At 66.3% G+C, this 16,490-nt stretch carries 14 protein-coding genes and 1 pseudogene; 10 read left to right on the top strand and 5 right to left on the bottom strand.

The window, feature by feature from the left end:
• The first annotated feature begins 4 nt into the window (after nucleotides 1–4).
• The 4 genes from CAG00_RS01840 to CAG00_RS01825 are packed head-to-tail and all read left to right on the top strand — an operon-like array spanning nucleotide 5 to nucleotide 3,820.
• On the top strand, nucleotides 5–295 hold the full coding sequence (locus CAG00_RS01840; protein ID WP_025339623.1) for a (2Fe-2S)-binding protein: 291 nt from the start codon (nucleotides 5–7) through the stop codon (nucleotides 293–295).
• Nucleotides 292–1,650 (top strand): NAD(P)/FAD-dependent oxidoreductase, encoded by a 1,359-nt coding sequence (locus tag CAG00_RS01835; protein ID WP_085663315.1) that lies wholly within the window; start codon nucleotides 292–294, stop codon nucleotides 1,648–1,650. Before CAG00_RS01840 ends, CAG00_RS01835 begins: the two co-directional genes overlap by 4 nt.
• Nucleotides 1,647–2,780: an FAD-binding oxidoreductase gene (locus tag CAG00_RS01830; RefSeq protein ID WP_085663314.1), complete on the top strand. Its 1,134-nt coding sequence runs from the start codon at nucleotides 1,647–1,649 to the stop codon at nucleotides 2,778–2,780. The genes CAG00_RS01835 and CAG00_RS01830 overlap by 4 nt, the downstream gene beginning before the upstream one ends.
• Nucleotides 2,777–3,820, top strand: coding sequence for an ABC transporter substrate-binding protein (locus tag CAG00_RS01825; protein ID WP_013972112.1), 1,044 nt, complete (start codon nucleotides 2,777–2,779; stop codon nucleotides 3,818–3,820). The genes CAG00_RS01830 and CAG00_RS01825 overlap by 4 nt, the downstream gene beginning before the upstream one ends.
• A gap of 229 nt (nucleotides 3,821–4,049) precedes the next feature.
• Here the strand turns inward: CAG00_RS01825 and CAG00_RS01820 are convergent, their stop codons facing one another.
• Complete coding sequence (locus CAG00_RS01820; protein ID WP_025339626.1) at nucleotides 4,050–4,820, bottom strand: IclR family transcriptional regulator; 771 nt, start codon at nucleotides 4,818–4,820, stop codon at nucleotides 4,050–4,052.
• 154 nt (nucleotides 4,821–4,974) lie between these two features.
• Here CAG00_RS01820 and CAG00_RS01815 point away from each other — a divergent pair, with 154 nt between their 5' ends.
• The 5 genes from CAG00_RS01815 (at nucleotide 4,975) to CAG00_RS01795 (ending at nucleotide 11,058) form a co-directional block, all read left to right on the top strand.
• On the top strand, nucleotides 4,975–5,784 hold the full coding sequence (locus tag CAG00_RS01815) for a shikimate dehydrogenase (protein ID WP_085663313.1): 810 nt from the start codon (nucleotides 4,975–4,977) through the stop codon (nucleotides 5,782–5,784).
• Nucleotides 5,785–5,789: 5 nt separating this feature from the next.
• Complete coding sequence (locus CAG00_RS01810; protein WP_085663312.1) at nucleotides 5,790–7,523, top strand: FAD-dependent oxidoreductase; 1,734 nt, start codon at nucleotides 5,790–5,792, stop codon at nucleotides 7,521–7,523.
• Complete coding sequence (locus CAG00_RS01805) at nucleotides 7,508–7,828, top strand: NIPSNAP family protein (RefSeq protein WP_085663311.1); 321 nt, start codon at nucleotides 7,508–7,510, stop codon at nucleotides 7,826–7,828. Before CAG00_RS01810 ends, CAG00_RS01805 begins: the two co-directional genes overlap by 16 nt.
• A gap of 33 nt (nucleotides 7,829–7,861) precedes the next feature.
• On the top strand, nucleotides 7,862–9,541 hold the full coding sequence (locus tag CAG00_RS01800) for an FAD-dependent oxidoreductase (protein WP_085663310.1): 1,680 nt from the start codon (nucleotides 7,862–7,864) through the stop codon (nucleotides 9,539–9,541).
• A gap of 191 nt (nucleotides 9,542–9,732) precedes the next feature.
• On the top strand, nucleotides 9,733–11,058 hold the full coding sequence (locus tag CAG00_RS01795; protein WP_085663309.1) for an MFS transporter: 1,326 nt from the start codon (nucleotides 9,733–9,735) through the stop codon (nucleotides 11,056–11,058).
• A 207-nt stretch (nucleotides 11,059–11,265) separates the two neighbouring features.
• On the opposite strand, the pseudogene CAG00_RS27475 reads toward CAG00_RS01795, so the two are convergent.
• The 4 genes and pseudogenes from CAG00_RS27475 to CAG00_RS01780 form a co-directional block, all read right to left on the bottom strand.
• A pseudogene (locus CAG00_RS27475) lies at nucleotides 11,266–11,382 on the bottom strand (sugar phosphate isomerase/epimerase); the annotation flags it as partial.
• A 368-nt stretch (nucleotides 11,383–11,750) separates the two neighbouring features.
• On the bottom strand, nucleotides 11,751–12,566 hold the full coding sequence (locus tag CAG00_RS01790; protein WP_085663308.1) for a sugar phosphate isomerase/epimerase: 816 nt from the start codon (nucleotides 12,564–12,566) through the stop codon (nucleotides 11,751–11,753).
• Between the two features lie 17 nt (nucleotides 12,567–12,583).
• Nucleotides 12,584–13,636 (bottom strand): Gfo/Idh/MocA family protein, encoded by a 1,053-nt coding sequence (locus CAG00_RS01785; protein ID WP_085663307.1) that lies wholly within the window; start codon nucleotides 13,634–13,636, stop codon nucleotides 12,584–12,586.
• A 140-nt stretch (nucleotides 13,637–13,776) separates the two neighbouring features.
• On the bottom strand, nucleotides 13,777–14,553 hold the full coding sequence (locus CAG00_RS01780; RefSeq protein WP_085663306.1) for an IclR family transcriptional regulator: 777 nt from the start codon (nucleotides 14,551–14,553) through the stop codon (nucleotides 13,777–13,779).
• Nucleotides 14,554–14,747: 194 nt separating this feature from the next.
• Between CAG00_RS01780 and CAG00_RS01775 the strand changes: the two genes are divergently transcribed.
• Nucleotides 14,748–16,460, top strand: coding sequence for an FAD-dependent oxidoreductase (locus CAG00_RS01775; RefSeq protein ID WP_085663305.1), 1,713 nt, complete (start codon nucleotides 14,748–14,750; stop codon nucleotides 16,458–16,460).
• Nucleotides 16,461–16,490 lie beyond the last annotated feature (30 nt).

The following is a 16,490-nucleotide window of genomic DNA, read 5'->3' as shown; positions in this document are numbered from 1 at the left end:
CCCCATGCCTCTGTTCAAGCGCGTGGCCGAACACGACCGCGAGCCTGTGCCCTTCCTGCTCGACGGCCAACCGGCCAGAGGCATGAGCGGCGATACCCTGCTGACTGCCATCCTGACCAATGCCGGGCACCTGCGCGGCAGCGACTTCAGCGCCGAACCACGCGCCGGCTTCTGCCTGATGGGCGCCTGCCAGGACTGCTGGGTACGCCTGCAGGATGGCCGCCGGGTACGCGCCTGCTCGACCTTTCTGGAACCGGGCCAGTGCGTGACCCGCGACCCGGGGCGTCAGCCATGAGTGCGATCGTGATCATCGGTGCCGGCCCGGCCGGCATCCGCGCCGCGCAAACCCTGGTAGCCCACGGCCTGCGCCCGGTGCTGCTGGACGAAGCCAGCCGCGGCGGCGGGCAGATCTACCGCCAGCAGCCGGCCAACTTTCGCCGCTCGGCCAAAGCGTTGTACGGCTTCGAGGCAGGAAAGGCGCAAGCCGTGCACGCCACCCTCGAGCAACTGCGCGGGCAGGTCGACTACCGCCCGGACACCCTGGTATGGAACGCCGAGCAGCAAGTGCTGGACACCTTGCAACAGGGCCAACTGGCCGACCGCCTGGCGTTCGACCGGGTGATCGTCGCCACCGGTGCCACCGACCGGGTGTTGCCGATACCCGGCTGGACCCTTCCTGGGGTCTATACCTTGGGCGCTGCGCAAATCGCCCTGAAGTTCCAGGGCTGCGCGATCGGTGAACGGGTGGTGCTGGCCGGCAGCGGGCCGCTGCTGTACCTGGTGGCCTACCAGTACGCCAAGGCCGGTGCCACGGTCAGCGCGGTGCTCGACACCTCACCGTTCAGCGCCCAGGTGCGTGCCCTGCCACGCCTGCTTCTGCAACCGGGCACCTTTGCCAAGGGCCTGTACTACCGAGCCTGGCTGGCCCGCAAGGGTGTGCCGGTGCACCAGGGCGTGACCCTGTTGGGTATCGACGGCGAGCAACGCGCCAGCGGTGTGCGCTGGCTGCACAATGGCCAGCAACACGACCTGCCGTGCGACGCCGTGGCATTCGCCCACGCCCTGCGCAGTGAAACCCAACTGGCCGACCTGCTGGGTTGCCAGTTCGCCTGGAGCGCGCTCAACCGCGCCTGGCTACCGGTACGTGACGCCCAGGGCCGGGCCACCAGCCCCGGCGTGTACCTGGCAGGCGACGGTGCCGGCATCCTCGGTGCCGACGGTGCCGAGATGAGCGGTGAACTGGCCGCCCTGACACTGCTGGCCGACCTCGGCAAGCCCGGCAACCCGCAGCGCCAGCAGCAACTGGAAAGGCGCCTGGCCACCTTGCAGCGCTTCCGCCAAGGGCTGGAGCAGGCCTTTCCATTTCCCGAGCAGTGGGCCCGCCAAGCCCCGGACCATCTCACCGTGTGCCGCTGCGAACAGATCAGCGCCGGGGAAATCCGCGCCACCGTGCGTGCCGGGCACTGGGAAATCAACCGGGTCAAGGCCATGTGCCGAGTCGGCATGGGCCGCTGCCAGGGCCGAGTGTGCGGTGCCGCTGCCGCCGAGTTGATCGCCTGCGAAAGTGGTCGGGCCATTGACCAGGTAGGGCGCCTGCGTGGCCAGGCACCGGTCAAGCCCCTGCCCTTTGGCCTGGAGATAAAACCATGAAGTTGATCGAAGTGGACGCCATCATCGTCGGCGGCGGCATCATCGGCAGCAGCGCGGCCTTGACCCTGGCCCGCGCTGGTCGGCAAGTGGCATTGCTGGAACGCGACTTCTGCGGCTCGCACTCCAGCGGGGTGAACTACGGCGGTGTGCGCCGCCAGGGCCGCTCGTTGGCCCAGCTGCCGTTGTCGATGCGCGCCCATGCCATCTGGGGGAATCTGCGCGATTGGATCGGCATCGATGGCGAATACGCCCGCAGCGGCCACCTGAAGCTGGCCCGCAGCGAAACCGACTTCGATGCCTTGAAGGCCTATGCCCGGCGTACCCAGGCTTTTGACCTTCGCCTGCAACTGCTTGAACGACGCGAACTGCGCCAGCGCTTCCCCTGGGTGGGCGATATCGCTGTCGGCGCCTCGTACTGCCCCGAGGACGGCCATGCCAACCCACGGCTGGTGTCACCGGCCTTCGCCCAGGCGGCCAGACGCAGCGGCGCCCAGGTGCATGAGCAGTGCAAAGTGCTGGAGGTGGGGCACGACGGCCACCATTTCAGCGTAAGCACCAGCAGCGGCCAAGGCTTCAAGGCGCCCTGGCTGTTGAATTGCGCCGGCGCCTGGTCGGCGCAACTGGCCGAGCAGTTCGGCGAGCCGGTGCCGCTGACCGCGGCCCACCCCGCCATGCTGGTGACCGAGCCGCTGCCGCTGTTCATGACCGCCAGCACCGGGGTCGAAGGCGGCGGCATCTACGCCCGCCAGGTGGCGCGTGGCAACTGCGTGCTGGGCGGCGGGCGCGGTTTTGCCCTTACCCCGACCACCGCACGCCCGGGCCAGGCCGCAGTGCTCGACATCCTGCGCAATGCCACCGAGCTGTACCCGGCACTGGCCGGCGCCCAGGCCATTCGCACCTGGAGCGGCACCGAAGGCTACCTGCCCGATGACGAACCGGTGCTCGGCCCCAGCCTGCACCAGCCCGGCCTGCTGCATGGTTTCGGCTTTGCCGGTGCCGGCTTCCAGATAGGCCCGGCTGCCGGTGAAGCGTTGGCGCAATGCATCCTGCACGGCGCGCCGGCACTCAGCCTTGCGGCTTTTTCCATCAACCGCTTTCAGCCCAACCACCACAAGGAAAACCTGTCATGACGCACAAGCAACGTTTGCTCGCCCTGTTCTGCACCGTGCCCGGCCTGTTCGCCTGCCTGCCCGCCATGGCCCAACCCACGCTTTACCTGGGCATGAACGGCGGCACCATGGAACGGCTGTTCAGCGACAATATCCTGCCAAAGTTCGAGCAGGCCAACGGCGTGAAGGTGGTGATTGTCCCCGGCACCTCGGCCGACATCCTGGCCAAGGTCCAGGCCACGCCGAACAAGCCGTCGATCCATGTGATGGTGCTGGATGACGGCATCATGTACCGCGCCATCGGCATGGGCCTGTGCAGCACACTCAAACCCAACCCGACCTTGGCCCAGTTGCCGGAAAAGGCCCTGATCAAGGACAAGGCCGCCGCAGTCAGCCTGGGCGTGACCGGGCTTGCCTACAACAGCCGCCTGTTCAAGGCCAATGGCTGGGCAGCGCCCACCTCCTGGAACGACCTGGCCGACCCGCGCTTCAAGGACAAGGTGGTGTTCCAGTCGATGGCATCGTCCACCTTCGGCCTGCATGGTTTCCTGATGTACAACCGCCTGCACGGCGGCAGCGATACCGATGTCAACCCGGGCTTCACGGCCTGGCAGAAGAACGTGGGCCCGAACGTGCTGGAGTACATCCCCAATTCGGCCAAGCTCTCGGAAATGGTGCAAACCGACGAAGCCGCGCTGTTCCCGCTCACCCCCACCCAGGTGACGGCGCTGAAGCTCAAAGGCATCCCGGTGGAGTACGCCGCGCCCAAGGAAGGTGCCGTGGTGCTCAACCAGGCCGAATGCGTCACGGCCAACAACGACCAGCCGGAGCTTGCGCAGAAGCTCGCCGAGTTCCTGCTCAGCCCCGAGGCGCAGTCGCCGGCCCTGGAGCTGGGTGACCAGATCCCGTCCAACCCCAACACACCTACCAGTGACAAGACCCGTGGCCAGGTCGAAGCCATGCAGACCTACCTGCAGACTGCCGTGACCATCGACTGGGACCAGGTCAACACCCAGCGCCCCGAATGGAACGCGCGCTGGAACCGCCAGATCGAGCGATAAGCCGAGGGCCTGGGCCGCTCCCGCCCCTTTGGGCTGCGCTGTCGGTCCGCGTACCCTGTGGGAGCGGCTTTAGCCGCGAAGAATCCAGCGCGGTGCATGGCACCGGCTGCGCCGGTGTTCGCGGCTGAAGCCGCTCCCACAGGGTCCCGGCTAGCTCAATGAATCATGTTCAGTTCTATGAGATCGAGTTTCCCGCGAAGAAGGCAACACACCTCCAAACCCTGACACCTCAATCCAGCACCGGCCGCAACAACGCCTGGGCCTCGTACAGGGTCGGCAGATACCGCAAGCGTATTTCATCCACACTCAACCGCGAAGCATGGGTGGTGATGGTCAACGTCGCTTTCAGCCGGCCAGCCCGGTCCAGCAGTGGCACACCCAGCACGCGCATGCCGATTTCATACTCCTGGTCCACGATACAGAATCCCTGCTCCTTCACCCGCAGCAACTCCGCCTCCAGCTGTAACCGGTCCGTCTGCGTATAAGGCGTCAACCCTCGCAGCGGGTTACGCGCAAAGTAGGCATCCCGCTCCCCCTCATCCAGCCAGGCCAGCCAGACGCGCCCGCCGGCGGTGCAATACATCGGCACCCGCGAACCCGGCCGGATCGACAACGAGGCCACATGGCTGTAACGGCTGCGCACCAGGTGGATGATCTCGTCACCATCACGGGTACCTACCGACACATGCTCCTGGGTCTGCCGCGCCACCTGCTCGACGATCGGCCGCAGCATGCGCGGCAGTTGTGCCGAGTCCACATACGCCTGGCCAAGGCGCAGCGCCTTGGGCGTAAGCCAGTACTCACGGCTGTCGGTTTCGGCAAACCCTTCGTGCACCAAGGTCAACAGAAACCGCCGCGCGGCACTGGGGGTAAGGCCGGACAACCTGGCCGCCTGCGGCACGCTAAGGCGCGGCTGCTCGGCGCTGAACAGCTGCATGAGCGCCAGGCCCTTCTGCAAGCCGGCGATCAGGTCACGGGGGTGGATAGCGGGGGTGTTCATCTATTCGACTCGCAAGCAGGGCAAATACAGCCGATTACCGCGATAACCGGATCAAGGATGCGATTATCGCATTAAACGCCCGATCAGCGCATTGTTGCCCACGCCCCCTTGCCTCACCCTTGGCCTGCATAACAACGCCAATAAGGAGTTCAGCATGATTCGTGGTTCCACTGAACTGGTCGCCATCGTCGGTTCGCCCATTGCCCAGGTGAAGTCCCCCGAAAACTTCAACACCTGGTTCGCCAACAACAACTGCAACCTCGCCATGCTGCCCATCGACCTGCATGAGGCCGCGCTGGATACCTTCGCCGGCACCCTGCGTGGCTGGCAGAACCTGCGCGGTTGCGTGGTCACCGTGCCGTACAAGCAGGCCCTGGCCAGCCGCCTGGACGGCCTGAGCGAGCGCGCAGCCGCGCTGGGCTCGGTCAATGTAGTTCGCCGTGAGCAAGACGGTCGCCTGCTGGGCGACAACGTGGACGGCGCCGGCTTCCTCGGTGCTGCGCGCAAACATGGCTTCGAGCCGGCGGGCAAGCGTGCGTTGGTGATCGGTTGTGGCGGGGTCGGCAGTGCCATCGCCTATGCGCTGGGCGAGGCCGGCATCGCCAGCATCACCCTCAGCGACCCCAGCACTGTGCGCATGGGCGCTGTGTGCGAGCTGCTCGGCAATGCCTTCCCCGCGGTCGAACTTGCCACCCGGGTCGACGGGCTGGAAGGCTTCGACCTGCTGGTCAACGCCTCCCCTGTCGGCATGGGCGGCAGCGCGGAGCTGCCGCTGCCTGCCGCCCTGCTCGCCACCTTGCAAGCCGAAACCCTGGTCGCCGACGTGGTCACCTCGCCCGAGATCACCCCGCTGCTGAACCGGGCACGCCAGGTTGGCTGCGCGGTCCAGACCGGACCGGAAATGGCCTTCGCCCAGCTCGGCCACCTGGGCGCCTTCATGGGCGTCACGCCGCTGGAGATCTGAAAGCCATGCCGACGCATGAACACGCGCAACACAACTTTGACCTGGTCGTGCTGGGCAGCGGCGCCGGTGGCTTTACCGCTGCCGCCACGGCCGCGCGCCATGGGCTGAAAGTGCTGGTGGTGGAAAAGGCCGAACACTTTGGCGGCACCTCGGCGATTTCCGGCGGGGCGGTGTGGCTCTACGGTACCGATCAAGCCCGCGCCGCCGGTGCGGTGGACTCCCCCGAGGCCATTCGCACCTACCTTCGGCAGGTCATCGGCGACGGCTACGACCCCGCCCTGGTCGACGCCTTCATCGAGCATGGCCACCAGGCGCTGCGCTGGCTGGAGCAGAACACCGAACTGCGCTACGCCCTGCGCCCGCACTCGCCGGACTACTACCCGGACGCCCCCGGTGCCACCCAGTTTGGCCGGGCGCTGGAGATGGTCGAGTACGATGGCAAGCAGCTCGGCCCGTACTTCAAGGACCTGCAGATGCCGCCGCCCGGCATGTTGCTGTTCGGCGGCATGATGGTCAACCGCGTGGATATCCAGCATTTCCTCAGTATCCGCCGCTCGCCCCGGTCGCTGTGGCATTGCTTCAAGCTGATGGCGCGTTATGCGCGGGACCGTCTGCATCACCCGCGCGGCACGCGGCTTACCACCGGCAACGCCTTGATTGCCCGCCTGGCCAGCAGCGCCTTCGCCCATGGCACGCAGCTGTGGTTACGCAGCGAAGCCCTGGAGCTGATCGTCGAACGCGGCGTGGTCACCGGCGTGGTGGTGCAACGCGAAGGGCGCCGTGAACGGGTGCTGGCCCGGGGCGGTGTGGTGTGCGCCATGGGCGGGTTCGCTGCAGGCGCGCTGGCCGACAGCTACCGGCCGGCCCGGCAAGCGCCGCACCTGACCATGTCACCGCCCAGCAATGACGGCGCTGCCCTGCGCCTTGGCCAAGCCGTGGCCGCAGCTCAGGGTGAGGGCCTGGTGGCCAACTTCTTCTGGGCACCGGTTTCTGAACTGCGCCATGCCAGTGGCGAGCATGAGCGCTTCCCGCACCTGGTCACCGACCGCGCCAAGCCGGGCGTGATCGCGGTGAGCCAGGACGGGCGACGCTTCGTCAACGAGTCCGATTCCTACCACCACTTCGTGCAGACCATGTTCGCCAAAGGCATTGCCAGCTGCTGGCTGGTCTGCGATGCCGAGGCGATGAACCGCTACGGCCTGGGCCTGGCGCGGCCAAAGCCGGTGGACAACCAGGCATTGATCGACGCCGGCTACCTGCACCGCGCCGCAACAGCGCAGGCCCTGGCCGAGGCCATTGGCGTCGACCCACAGGTATTCATGCAGACCCTGGAGCAGTTCAACGCCGACGCCCGCAACGGCATCGACCGCGCGTTCGGCAAAGGCGGCAACAGCTACAACCGCTACATGGGCGACCCGCAACACACGCCCAACCCATGCCTGGCGCCGCTGACCAGCGGCCCGTTCTACGCCATCCGCATCCACACCGGCGACCTCGGCTCGGCCCGCGGCCTGGTGACCGACGCCCGGGCCAACGTGCTGAACCGCGATGGCCAGCCGATTGCCGGGCTGTATGCAGTCGGCAACGACATGAACTCGCTGATGAAAGGCACCTACCCCGGCCCCGGTATCACCCTGGGCCCTGCCCTCACCTTCGGCTGGCTCGCTGCCAACCACATCGCCGCGCGCCTGCAGGCGCCAACCACCCCCATGGAGACTCCAGCATGTACTACGAACTGAGAACCTACACCCTCGACCCACTGAAAATGGGCGATTGGCTGAGCCTGTACCAAAGCCACGCGCTGGAGGTGCAAAGCGAGCATCTCGGTAACCTGGTCGGCTTTTTCACCAGCGAGTTCGGCGAGGTCAACCAAGTGGTGCATATCTGGGGTTATGCCAGCCTCGACGAGCGCATGGCACGCCGCGCAGCCATGGCAGCGGACCCGCGTTGGGCCGAGTTCTCACGGCGCAACCGCGAGCTGGGCGCGGTGCTGCACTTGCAGTCGCGAATGCTGCGGCCCACCGGTTTTTCGCCGCTGCAGTAAAACCTTCCTCCAACGCCTGAGCGGAACCCCACCATGCAACCCCTCGAATGTGACGTACTCGTCATCGGCTCCGGTGCCTCTGGCCTGGCTGCCGCCGTTACTGCCGCCCATCACGGCCTGCAGGTGATCGTCGCGGAAAAAGCCAGCCAACTGGGCGGCACCAGCGCCTGGTCGGGGGGCTGGCTGTGGATACCGCGCAACCCGCTGGCCATTGCCGAAGGCATCGTCGAGACCGACGATGCGCCGGAGCGCTACCTGCGCGCGCAAACCCATGTCAGCGAACTGGACCCGCGCCAGCGCGCCTTCCTGCACCATGGCCCGGAGATGGTGGCGTTCTTCCAGCAACACACTGCCGTACAGTTCCAGTGCGGCAGCCGCATGCCCGACATGCGCGAAGGCGACGGCAGCGCGCGCGGTGGCCGTTCGCTGTGCGCGCTGCCATACGACGGGCGCCTGCTCGGGCCCTGGCTGCACAAGCTGCGCCCACCGCTGGACATCGTCAGCCTGGCCGGCATGGGCATTGCCGGCGGTGCCGACATGGCCGCCTTCTTCAACGCCACGCGCTCGCCCACGGCCGCGCTGCATGTGGGCAAGCGCCTGCTGCGCCATGGCCGCGACCTGCTGCTGCACCGGCGCGGCCTGCAACTGGTCAATGGCAACGCCCTGGTGGCACGGCTGCTGCGCAGCGCCCTGAACCTTGGCGTGACGCTGCTGACCGACAAGCCGGCCAATCGCCTGCTGGGCGAAGGCCGGGTCAGCGGCGCACAGTTTGCCGACGGCCAGCTGATCCATGCCCGCCGCGGTGTGGTTTTGGCCTGCGGTGGCTTTGCGCATGATCGCCAGCGCATCGCGCAACTGATGCCGCATGCGCCGGACGGTGACCAGCACTACTCCGCCGCGCCATGGGAAAACAGCGGCGACGGCCTGCGCCTGGGCGAACAGGCCGGTGGCCTGGTCCAGACGACTGCGACCCATGCGGGGGCCTGGGCACCTGTGTCGCGGGTGCCGCGCAGCGATGGCAGTTTCGGCCATTTCCCGCACTTGATCGATCGCGCCAAGCCCGGTTTCCTCGCCGTGCGCCGCAATGGCCGGCGCTTCGTCAACGAGGCCGATTGCTACCACGACTTCATGAACGCGCTGTTCGCCGCCACGCCGCAGGGTGAAGCGCCGGAAGCCTGGTTGATCTGCGACCATGCCGCGCAACGGCGCTATGGAATCGGCTGGGCCAAGCCCTTCCCTTTCCCCACCCGCCACTATCAACGCTGCGGTTACCTGCACAGCGGTCGCACGCTGGCGCAACTGGCACAGCGCTGCGGGATCGACGCTGCGCAGTTGCAGCGCACGGTGCACGACTTCAACCACCATGCAGCCCAAGGTGAAGATCCGCTTTTCCGGCGCGGTGTATCGGCCTACAACCGGGCGCAGGGCGAGCCGTTGCAAGCCCCCAATCCGTCGCTGCGGCCACTGCTGCACGGGCCGTTCCACGCTGTGAAACTGTTGCCGGGCAGCCTGGGTACGTTCGCCGGCCTGGGCACGGATGCCTCGGCCCGGGTGCTGGACCGCGAGGCGCGGCCGATCCCCGGGTTATATGCGGTGGGCAACGACATGGACAGTGTGATGGGCGGATATTACCCGAGTGGCGGTATTACCTTGGGGCCGGGGATGACATTCGGTTATCTGGCCGGTAGAGCGTTGAGTACCTTGACCTCCTGAACTACGCTGCCCTTGGCTGCGCCCAAGGGCCCGACGCAACCGTTCGGTAACCGAACACTAGCCCTTCCCTTCAATTGACGCTGCCGCCTTCACTGCTCACCATGCACCGGCCTTGCGTGCCCCCCTGCCTGGGAACCGGTCACGTACTCGTAGCACCGCAGCTGAATACAATTTCAAGAATCGAGCAGTTTATGAACCACTCCAAGATCACCCCCGCCGCCCCCCGGATGCCCCAGGGTTCGATCGGCGACAAGCTTCGCGGCGCCTTCGGCGTCGGCAAGACCCGTTGGGGCATGCTCGCCCTGGTGTTCTTCGCCACCACCCTGAACTACATCGACCGTGCTGCGCTCGGCATCATGCAGCCCGTCCTGGCCAAGGAAATGAGCTGGACGGCGATGGACTACGCCAACATCAACTTCTGGTTCCAGGTCGGCTATGCGGTCGGCTTCCTGCTGCAGGGCCGGCTGATCGACAAGGTCGGGGTAAAACGCGCGTTCTTCTTCGCCGTGCTGCTGTGGAGCCTGGCTACCGGCGCTCACGGCCTGGCCACTTCGGCCGCCGGTTTCATGGTCTGCCGCTTCATCCTCGGCCTGACCGAGGCCGCCAACTACCCGGCCTGCGTGAAGACCGTGCGCCTGTGGTTCCCGGCTGGCGAACGGGCCATCGCCACCGGCCTGTTCAACGCCGGCACCAACGTCGGCGCCATGGTCACGCCGGCCCTGCTGCCGCTGATTCTGGCCGTGTGGGGCTGGCAGGCCGCGTTCATCGCCATGGGCAGCCTGGGCCTGGTGTGGGTGGTGCTGTGGGTGCTGAAGTACTACAACCCTGAAGATCACCCGCGCGTGCGCCAGAGCGAGGTGGAGTACATCCAGCAGGATGACGAGCCCGAGCCGACCCGCGTGCCGTTCAGCCGCATCCTGCGCCTGCCTGGCACCTGGGCGTTCGCGGTGGCCTACGCGATTACCGCACCGGTGTTCTGGTTCTACCTGTACTGGCTGCCACCGTTCCTCAACCAGCAATACAGCCTGGGCATCAACGTGACCCAGATGGGTATCCCGCTGATCATCATCTGGCTGACGGCAGACTTCGGCAGCATTGGCGGCGGCATCCTGTCTTCCTGGCTGATCGGCCGTGGCGTGCGCGCTACCACGGCGCGGCTGGTGTCGATGCTGATCTTCGCCTGCACCATGGTCAGCGTCACCTTTGCCGCCAACGCCAGTGGCCTGTGGGTCGCGGTGGCGGCCATCTCGCTGGCGGTGGGTGCACACCAGGCGTGGACAGCGAATATCTGGAGCCTGGTGATGGACTACACGCCCAAGCACCTGGTGAGCACGGTGTTCGGTTTCGGCAGCATGTGCGCTGCGATTGGCGGGATGTTCATGACGCAGATCGTCGGTAGCGTGCTGACCGCTACCAACAACAACTATGCCGTGTTGTTCACCATGATCCCGGCGATGTACTTCCTGGCGCTGGCGTGGATGTACTTCATGGCACCACGCAAGATCGAGAGCGCCTGAACGCGCTGACCATTTTCCTCTACGGGGCCCTTGCGGGCCCTTTTTTTGGCCAGTCAGCAAACAGCAGTTCTTGCCTGCCCGGCCTCATCGCCGGCAAGCCAGCTCCCACAGTTACAGCGTTGCTCTAGAGCTTGTCGCTGTACCTGTGGGAGCGGGCGTGCCCGCGAACACGGGCGGTAGCCCGTGCCATGCGCCGCGCTCTATCAATCAGACTCTGGCCAACACTGCCATGGCCTTCTCCAGCGCCATGCGCGCACGCTGTTCGCCGCTCATGCCCTGTTCCAGCAACTGCCGCGTGGGGATCTCCAGGCTCAATGGCACACTTCTCTGCGGGGCGCTTGCGGGCCTTTTTTTGATCAATCTGATACACGCACTATATGGGGTCGCGCCTGAGTCAAGACATGCGCTGTACCTGTGGGAGCGGCTTCAGCCGCGAAGAATCCAACGCGGTGCGTGGCACCGGCTGCGCCGGTGTTCGCGGCTAAAGCCGCTCCCACAGGTGCTCCACAGGGCTCAAGCCACGCGCTGTACCTGTGGGAGCTGGCTTGCCGGCGATAGGGCCATCAGCCTCACCGCAAATCTGCAGCTCCCACAAGGCCCCTGCCAGGTCAGTGAATCATGTGCAGCTCTGTGGGAGCGGGCGTGCCCGCGAACACGGGCGGTAGCCCGTGCCATGCGCCGCGCGCTATCAATCAGACTCTGGCCAGCACTGCCATGGCCTTCTCCAGCGCCATGCGCGCACGCTGTTCGCCGCTCATGCCCTGTTCCAGCAACTGCCGTGTGGGGATCTCCAGGCTCAACGGCACACTTGGCGGCAAACCGCGCAGCAGGCCAACCAGATCGGCATCGCCCTCGCCCGGGAAGCGCCGCTCGTTGCGTGCCTGGCGCAGGATCTCGTCCATCTCGGCCGGCACCGGGCCGGCAACGTCGCACAGCTGGGCATAGCGCATGCGCTGCGGTGCCAGTTGCGCCAGATCGTCCAGCGAAGAACCGGAGCGGTTGAAGTGGAAGGCATCCACCAGCACACAGCCATCGGCACGGTCAGCGTTGGCCACCACCCGCATGGCCTGGCGCAGGTCACGCACATCAGTCCAAGGCATGAACTCCAGATGCGGATGAATGCCATACCCCGCCGCCAGGTCACACAACGCAGCAAAGCGCTCGGTCAGCCGCGCTTCATCCGGGTCGTTGCCAGCCACCAGCAGCTCCGTGCCGCCCAGCTCGGCGCCCACCGCCAGGATCGGCTCGAAATCGGCTACACAGGTTTCCGGCTTCAGCCTCAGGATCTCGAGGTCGAGCACCTTGATGCCCGTGTCGCGCAGGCGCGCCTGGGTCTGCCGGCGCAGGCCGGCGTCGGCCACCAGCGGGAAATGCTGTTCCTGCTCGGTGGCGGGCACCAGGCGCAGGCCAACGTGGCTGTAACCGGCGCGGGCTGCTGCCTCGACCATGTCCGGCGGGGTCAGCTCGAGTACCGTCAGGGCCGCCAGGGAGAAAATTCGTTCAGTCATTATCGTCACCAGACAAGTCAAGCAATGTGCTCGGGCGCACAGGCCCGGCCAGTTTCCGCTGCCTGGCGGATCGCCTCGATCAGCGCCAGGGTACGGCCACCATCGGCGGCATCGATCAGCGGCGCCTGTTCACCCCGGGCAACCCGCACGAAGTGTTGCAGCTGCAACGTCAATGCCTCGCCGGCGGGGATGCTTTCCTCGCTCTGCAACAACGGCGTGTGCCAGCCCGACCCGACCTCGGCGTAGTGCCAGCGCTTGAGTTGCGGAATGCTCAGGGCCCCTTGGGTGCCGGCCAGCAGGTAGCAAGGCTGGCCATCCTGGCGCGGGTAGACCGGGCTTTCGCCGGAGTCCAGCTCCCAACTCCACGGCGCGGCCACCGCGTCGGAGCCAGTCAGGCTGCCCAATGCGCCATTGGCGAACTGCAGTAGCACCGCGGCGCTGTCTTCGTTGGCAAAACCGCGCACATCGTTGCGGGTGAATGCCTGCACCTGTACCACCTCGCCGCACAGGTGGCGCAGCAGGTCGAGGTCATGGATCAGGTTGGTCAGCAAGAAGCCAGCGCCCGGCTCGCGGCGCCACGGGGTTTCGAAATAGCTGTCGGGCTTTTGCAATTGCCACAGTGCGGTGACGTTGATCAGCCGGCCCAGCTTGCCGTCGGCAATCACCTGGTGAGCCTTGGCGATCAGCGGGTTGTGCCGGCGGTGATGGCCGACCAGCACAGGCACATTGTGGCGGCGCGAAGCTTCCACCAGCGCGCGGACTTCATCCAGGTGCACGCCCACCGGTTTTTCGACCAGCACCGGTACACCGGCCTCGACGCAGTCCAGGGCGGTGGCGACATGCAGGTTGTTCGGGTTGGCGACGATCACTGCCTCGGGGCGCGCGTGCTCCAGCATCTGGCGGTGGTCGGCAAAACAGGGCACGCCACATTCGGCAGCAAAGGCCTCGGCCTGCGGGCCCGGGTCGGCCACAGCGCACAGCTGGGCCTGCGGCACATTTAGCAAATGCTGGTAATGCTGGCGGCCCATGCTGCCGGCGCCGATCAAGGCAATACGAAGGGGTGCGTTCAACAGCCTGTCCTCTTGTCATTGTTGTGATGCAGATTCCGGAATTCGATTCCACAATCTACATTCAACAATTTAGAACCAGGTTTCGCTTTTCAGAAGCAGCCGCAGAACAGAGTGTGCGGTAATCGACCGGAAATGCACCTTCAGGCGAACAACTCACTGGCCCGGCTGGCCGCCGACAGTTCCTCCGCCGCCGCCAGCAACAGCGGCGCCAGTTCTGCCAGGCGGCTTTGCGCCAGGCGCGCACTGGGCCCGGCGATGCTCAGCACACCGATCACCTCGTCACTTTGCGGGCGGCGCACCACCGCAGCCAGGGCCGAGGTGCCGATGGCCGAGGTTTCCTCGACCCAGGCATAACCGCGCTCGCGGGCGCGGCGCAGGTAGGTGAGCAACTCGTCGGTGGAGCGCGGCGCATTCGGGCCGAACTGCGCCGGGTCGGCAATGCCCTGGCGCAATACCATCTGCAGCGCCTGCTCATCGTCCAGGCTGGCCAGCCAGGCATGCCCGGACGCGGTATAGAACAGCGGTGCGTCGCGGCCCATGTCCGGGTCGTAGCGCAGCCCGGAACGGGCGCCCTGGGACTTGGCGATCCAGGTCTGGCGGGCACCGTCGATCACGCCAAGGCGCACCAGTTCGCCGCTGTCCTGGGCCAGGCGGTCAAGAATCGGCTGAATGATGTCGGCACCACTGCTGGCCAGGTAACGGAAGCCCAGCGCCACCAGCTTGGCCGACAGCTGGTAGCGGCTGTTGTCCCGGTTCTGCCGCACATAGCCCAGCCGCACCAGCTCGGTGAGCATGCGATGGGTGGCGCTCTTGGGGATGTCCAGGCGCTCGGCCAGGGTTTGCAACGGCAGCCCTTGCGGTTCACCGGTAAGGCTTTCTACAAGACTGAAGGCGCGTTCGATCTGACTACCAGCCATGACACAGGTCCCTGAAATTTTTGCGAATTCTAGAAGATGATTCCATACCGCCGATAGCCGCTGCAGCCAGCGCGACACGAACTGTCCGGTTATCGCCCATTACTTGCCCGGCAGGGCCGCCACACCCTTGCAGGCCGATTCGCTGCCAATAATAATGTGGAACCTTGTTCCAATAACAACACAGGAATCCCGCAATGCCTTCCGCTCCCTACGAAACCGAATGCGATGTACTGGTCATAGGTTCTGGTGCCGCCGGGCTGGCTGCGGCCGTGACGGCTGCCTGGCACGGGCAGAAGGTGATCGTGGTGGAAAAGGAGCCAGTGTTCGGCGGCGCCACCGCCTGGTCCGGCGGCTGGGCCTGGGTGCCGCGCAACCCGCTGGCACGCCGGGCCGGTATCGAGGAAGACATCGAGCAGCCGCGTACCTACCTGCGCAATGAACTGGGGGCGTATTACAACGCCGAACGCGTCGACGCCTTTCTCGAAGCCTGTCCGCACATGGTGGCGTTTTTCGAAAAGCACACGGCGCTGCAGTTTGCCGACGGCAACGGCATCCCCGACATGCATGGCGACACACCGGGCGCGGCCCAGGGCGGGCACCAGGTGATTGCCGCGCCCTATGACGCCCGCGAGGTCGGTGCGCTGCTGCCACGCCTGCGCAAGACCATGCGCGAAACCTCATTCATGGGCATGCCGATAATGGCGGGTGCCGACCTTGCCGCGTTCCTCAACATGACCCGCTCGCCCAAGGCCTTGCTGCACGTGTGCAAACGCTTTGGCCGCCACCTGTACCACCTGGCCCGGTATGGCCGGGCGATGCACCTGGTCAACGGCGTAGCGCTGGTGGCCCGCCTGGCCAGGTCGGCGCAGGACCTGGGCGTGCGCCTGCAGGAGTCGGCACCGGCCAAACGCCTGCTGGTCGAGGATGGCCAGGTGCGGGGGGCGCTGGTGGCTACACCGCAGGGCGAGCAACTGATCCGTGCCAAGGCCGTGGTACTCGCGGCGGGTGGTTTCCCCAACGACAATGCCCGCCGTCGGCAACTGTTCCCGCGCGATGCCAGCGGCCACGACAACCTGGCCCTGCCCCCCAAGGGTTGTTCGGGCGACGGCCTGCGCCTGGGCGAATCGGCCGGCGGTGTGGTCGCCACCGACCTGAAGTCGCCGGTCGCCTGGGCGCCGGTTTCGCGAGTGCCGCACCGCGACGGCAGTGTCGGCCACTTCCCGCACATCATCGAACGCGGCAAACCGGGCATCATCGGCGTGCTGGCCGACGGCAAGCGTTTCGTCAACGAAGCGCATGGCTACTACGACTATGTGTCAGCGATGATCGCGGCGGTGCCGCAGGGCGAAGAGGTGTGTTCGTGGCTGGTCTGCGACCACCGCTTCCTGCGCCGCTACGGCCTGGGCCACGCCCGCCCGGCGCCGCTGCCGGTGTGGCCGCACGTGCGCAGCGGCTATCTCAAGCAGGGTGCCACCCTCGAGCAGCTGGCCGAGGCCTGCGGCATCGACCCGGTAGGGTTGCGCGCCACGGTCAGCGACTTCAACAACCATGCCCGCAACGGCCAGGACCCGGCGTTCGGCCGTGGTTCCACACCGTTCAACCGCAAGCAGGGTGACCCGCAGCACAAGGGGCCAAACCCTTGCGTGGCGCCCATCGAGCATGGGCCGTTCTATGCGGTGAAGGTGCAGCCCGGCTGCTTTGGCACCTTCGCCGGGCTGCGCACCGACGGGAATGCCCGGGTGCTGGATGCAGCTGGGCAGCCGATTGCTGGCCTGTATGCGGCGGGTACCGACATGGCCAGCGTGTTTGGCGGCTGGTATCCGTCGGGTGGCATCAACCTGGGCCCGGCGCTGACCTTTGGCTATGTGGCCGGGCGGCATATTGCCGGGGCGCAGGAGTATGAATGAGGTGAGCGATCACTGATGGCCGTGCCCTGT

Source organism: Pseudomonas sp. B5(2017) (assembly GCF_002112825.1).
GTDB classification, from domain to species: Bacteria; Pseudomonadota; Gammaproteobacteria; order Pseudomonadales; family Pseudomonadaceae; genus Aquipseudomonas; species Aquipseudomonas putida_Z.
This window is presented reverse-complemented; position numbering and strand designations above follow the sequence as displayed.

Bases quoted from the DNA above. Each gene is read 5' to 3' on its own strand.
- CAG00_RS01840 (WP_025339623.1), top strand. From the start codon at position 5: ATGCCTCTGTTCAAGCGCGTGGCCGAACACGACCGCGAGCCTGTGCCC.
- CAG00_RS01835 (WP_085663315.1), top strand. From the start codon at position 292: ATGAGTGCGATCGTGATCATCGGTGCCGGCCCGGCCGGCATCCGCGCC.
- CAG00_RS01830 (WP_085663314.1), top strand. From the start codon at position 1,647: ATGAAGTTGATCGAAGTGGACGCCATCATCGTCGGCGGCGGCATCATC.
- CAG00_RS01825 (WP_013972112.1), top strand. From the start codon at position 2,777: ATGACGCACAAGCAACGTTTGCTCGCCCTGTTCTGCACCGTGCCCGGC.
- CAG00_RS01820 (WP_025339626.1), bottom strand. From the start codon at position 4,820: ATGAACACCCCCGCTATCCACCCCCGTGACCTGATCGCCGGCTTGCAG.
- CAG00_RS01815 (WP_085663313.1), top strand. From the start codon at position 4,975: ATGATTCGTGGTTCCACTGAACTGGTCGCCATCGTCGGTTCGCCCATT.
- CAG00_RS01810 (WP_085663312.1), top strand. From the start codon at position 5,790: ATGCCGACGCATGAACACGCGCAACACAACTTTGACCTGGTCGTGCTG.
- CAG00_RS01805 (WP_085663311.1), top strand. From the start codon at position 7,508: ATGTACTACGAACTGAGAACCTACACCCTCGACCCACTGAAAATGGGC.
- CAG00_RS01800 (WP_085663310.1), top strand. From the start codon at position 7,862: ATGCAACCCCTCGAATGTGACGTACTCGTCATCGGCTCCGGTGCCTCT.
- CAG00_RS01795 (WP_085663309.1), top strand. From the start codon at position 9,733: ATGAACCACTCCAAGATCACCCCCGCCGCCCCCCGGATGCCCCAGGGT.
- CAG00_RS01790 (WP_085663308.1), bottom strand. From the start codon at position 12,566: ATGACTGAACGAATTTTCTCCCTGGCGGCCCTGACGGTACTCGAGCTG.
- CAG00_RS01780 (WP_085663306.1), bottom strand. From the start codon at position 14,553: ATGGCTGGTAGTCAGATCGAACGCGCCTTCAGTCTTGTAGAAAGCCTT.
- CAG00_RS01775 (WP_085663305.1), top strand. From the start codon at position 14,748: ATGCCTTCCGCTCCCTACGAAACCGAATGCGATGTACTGGTCATAGGT.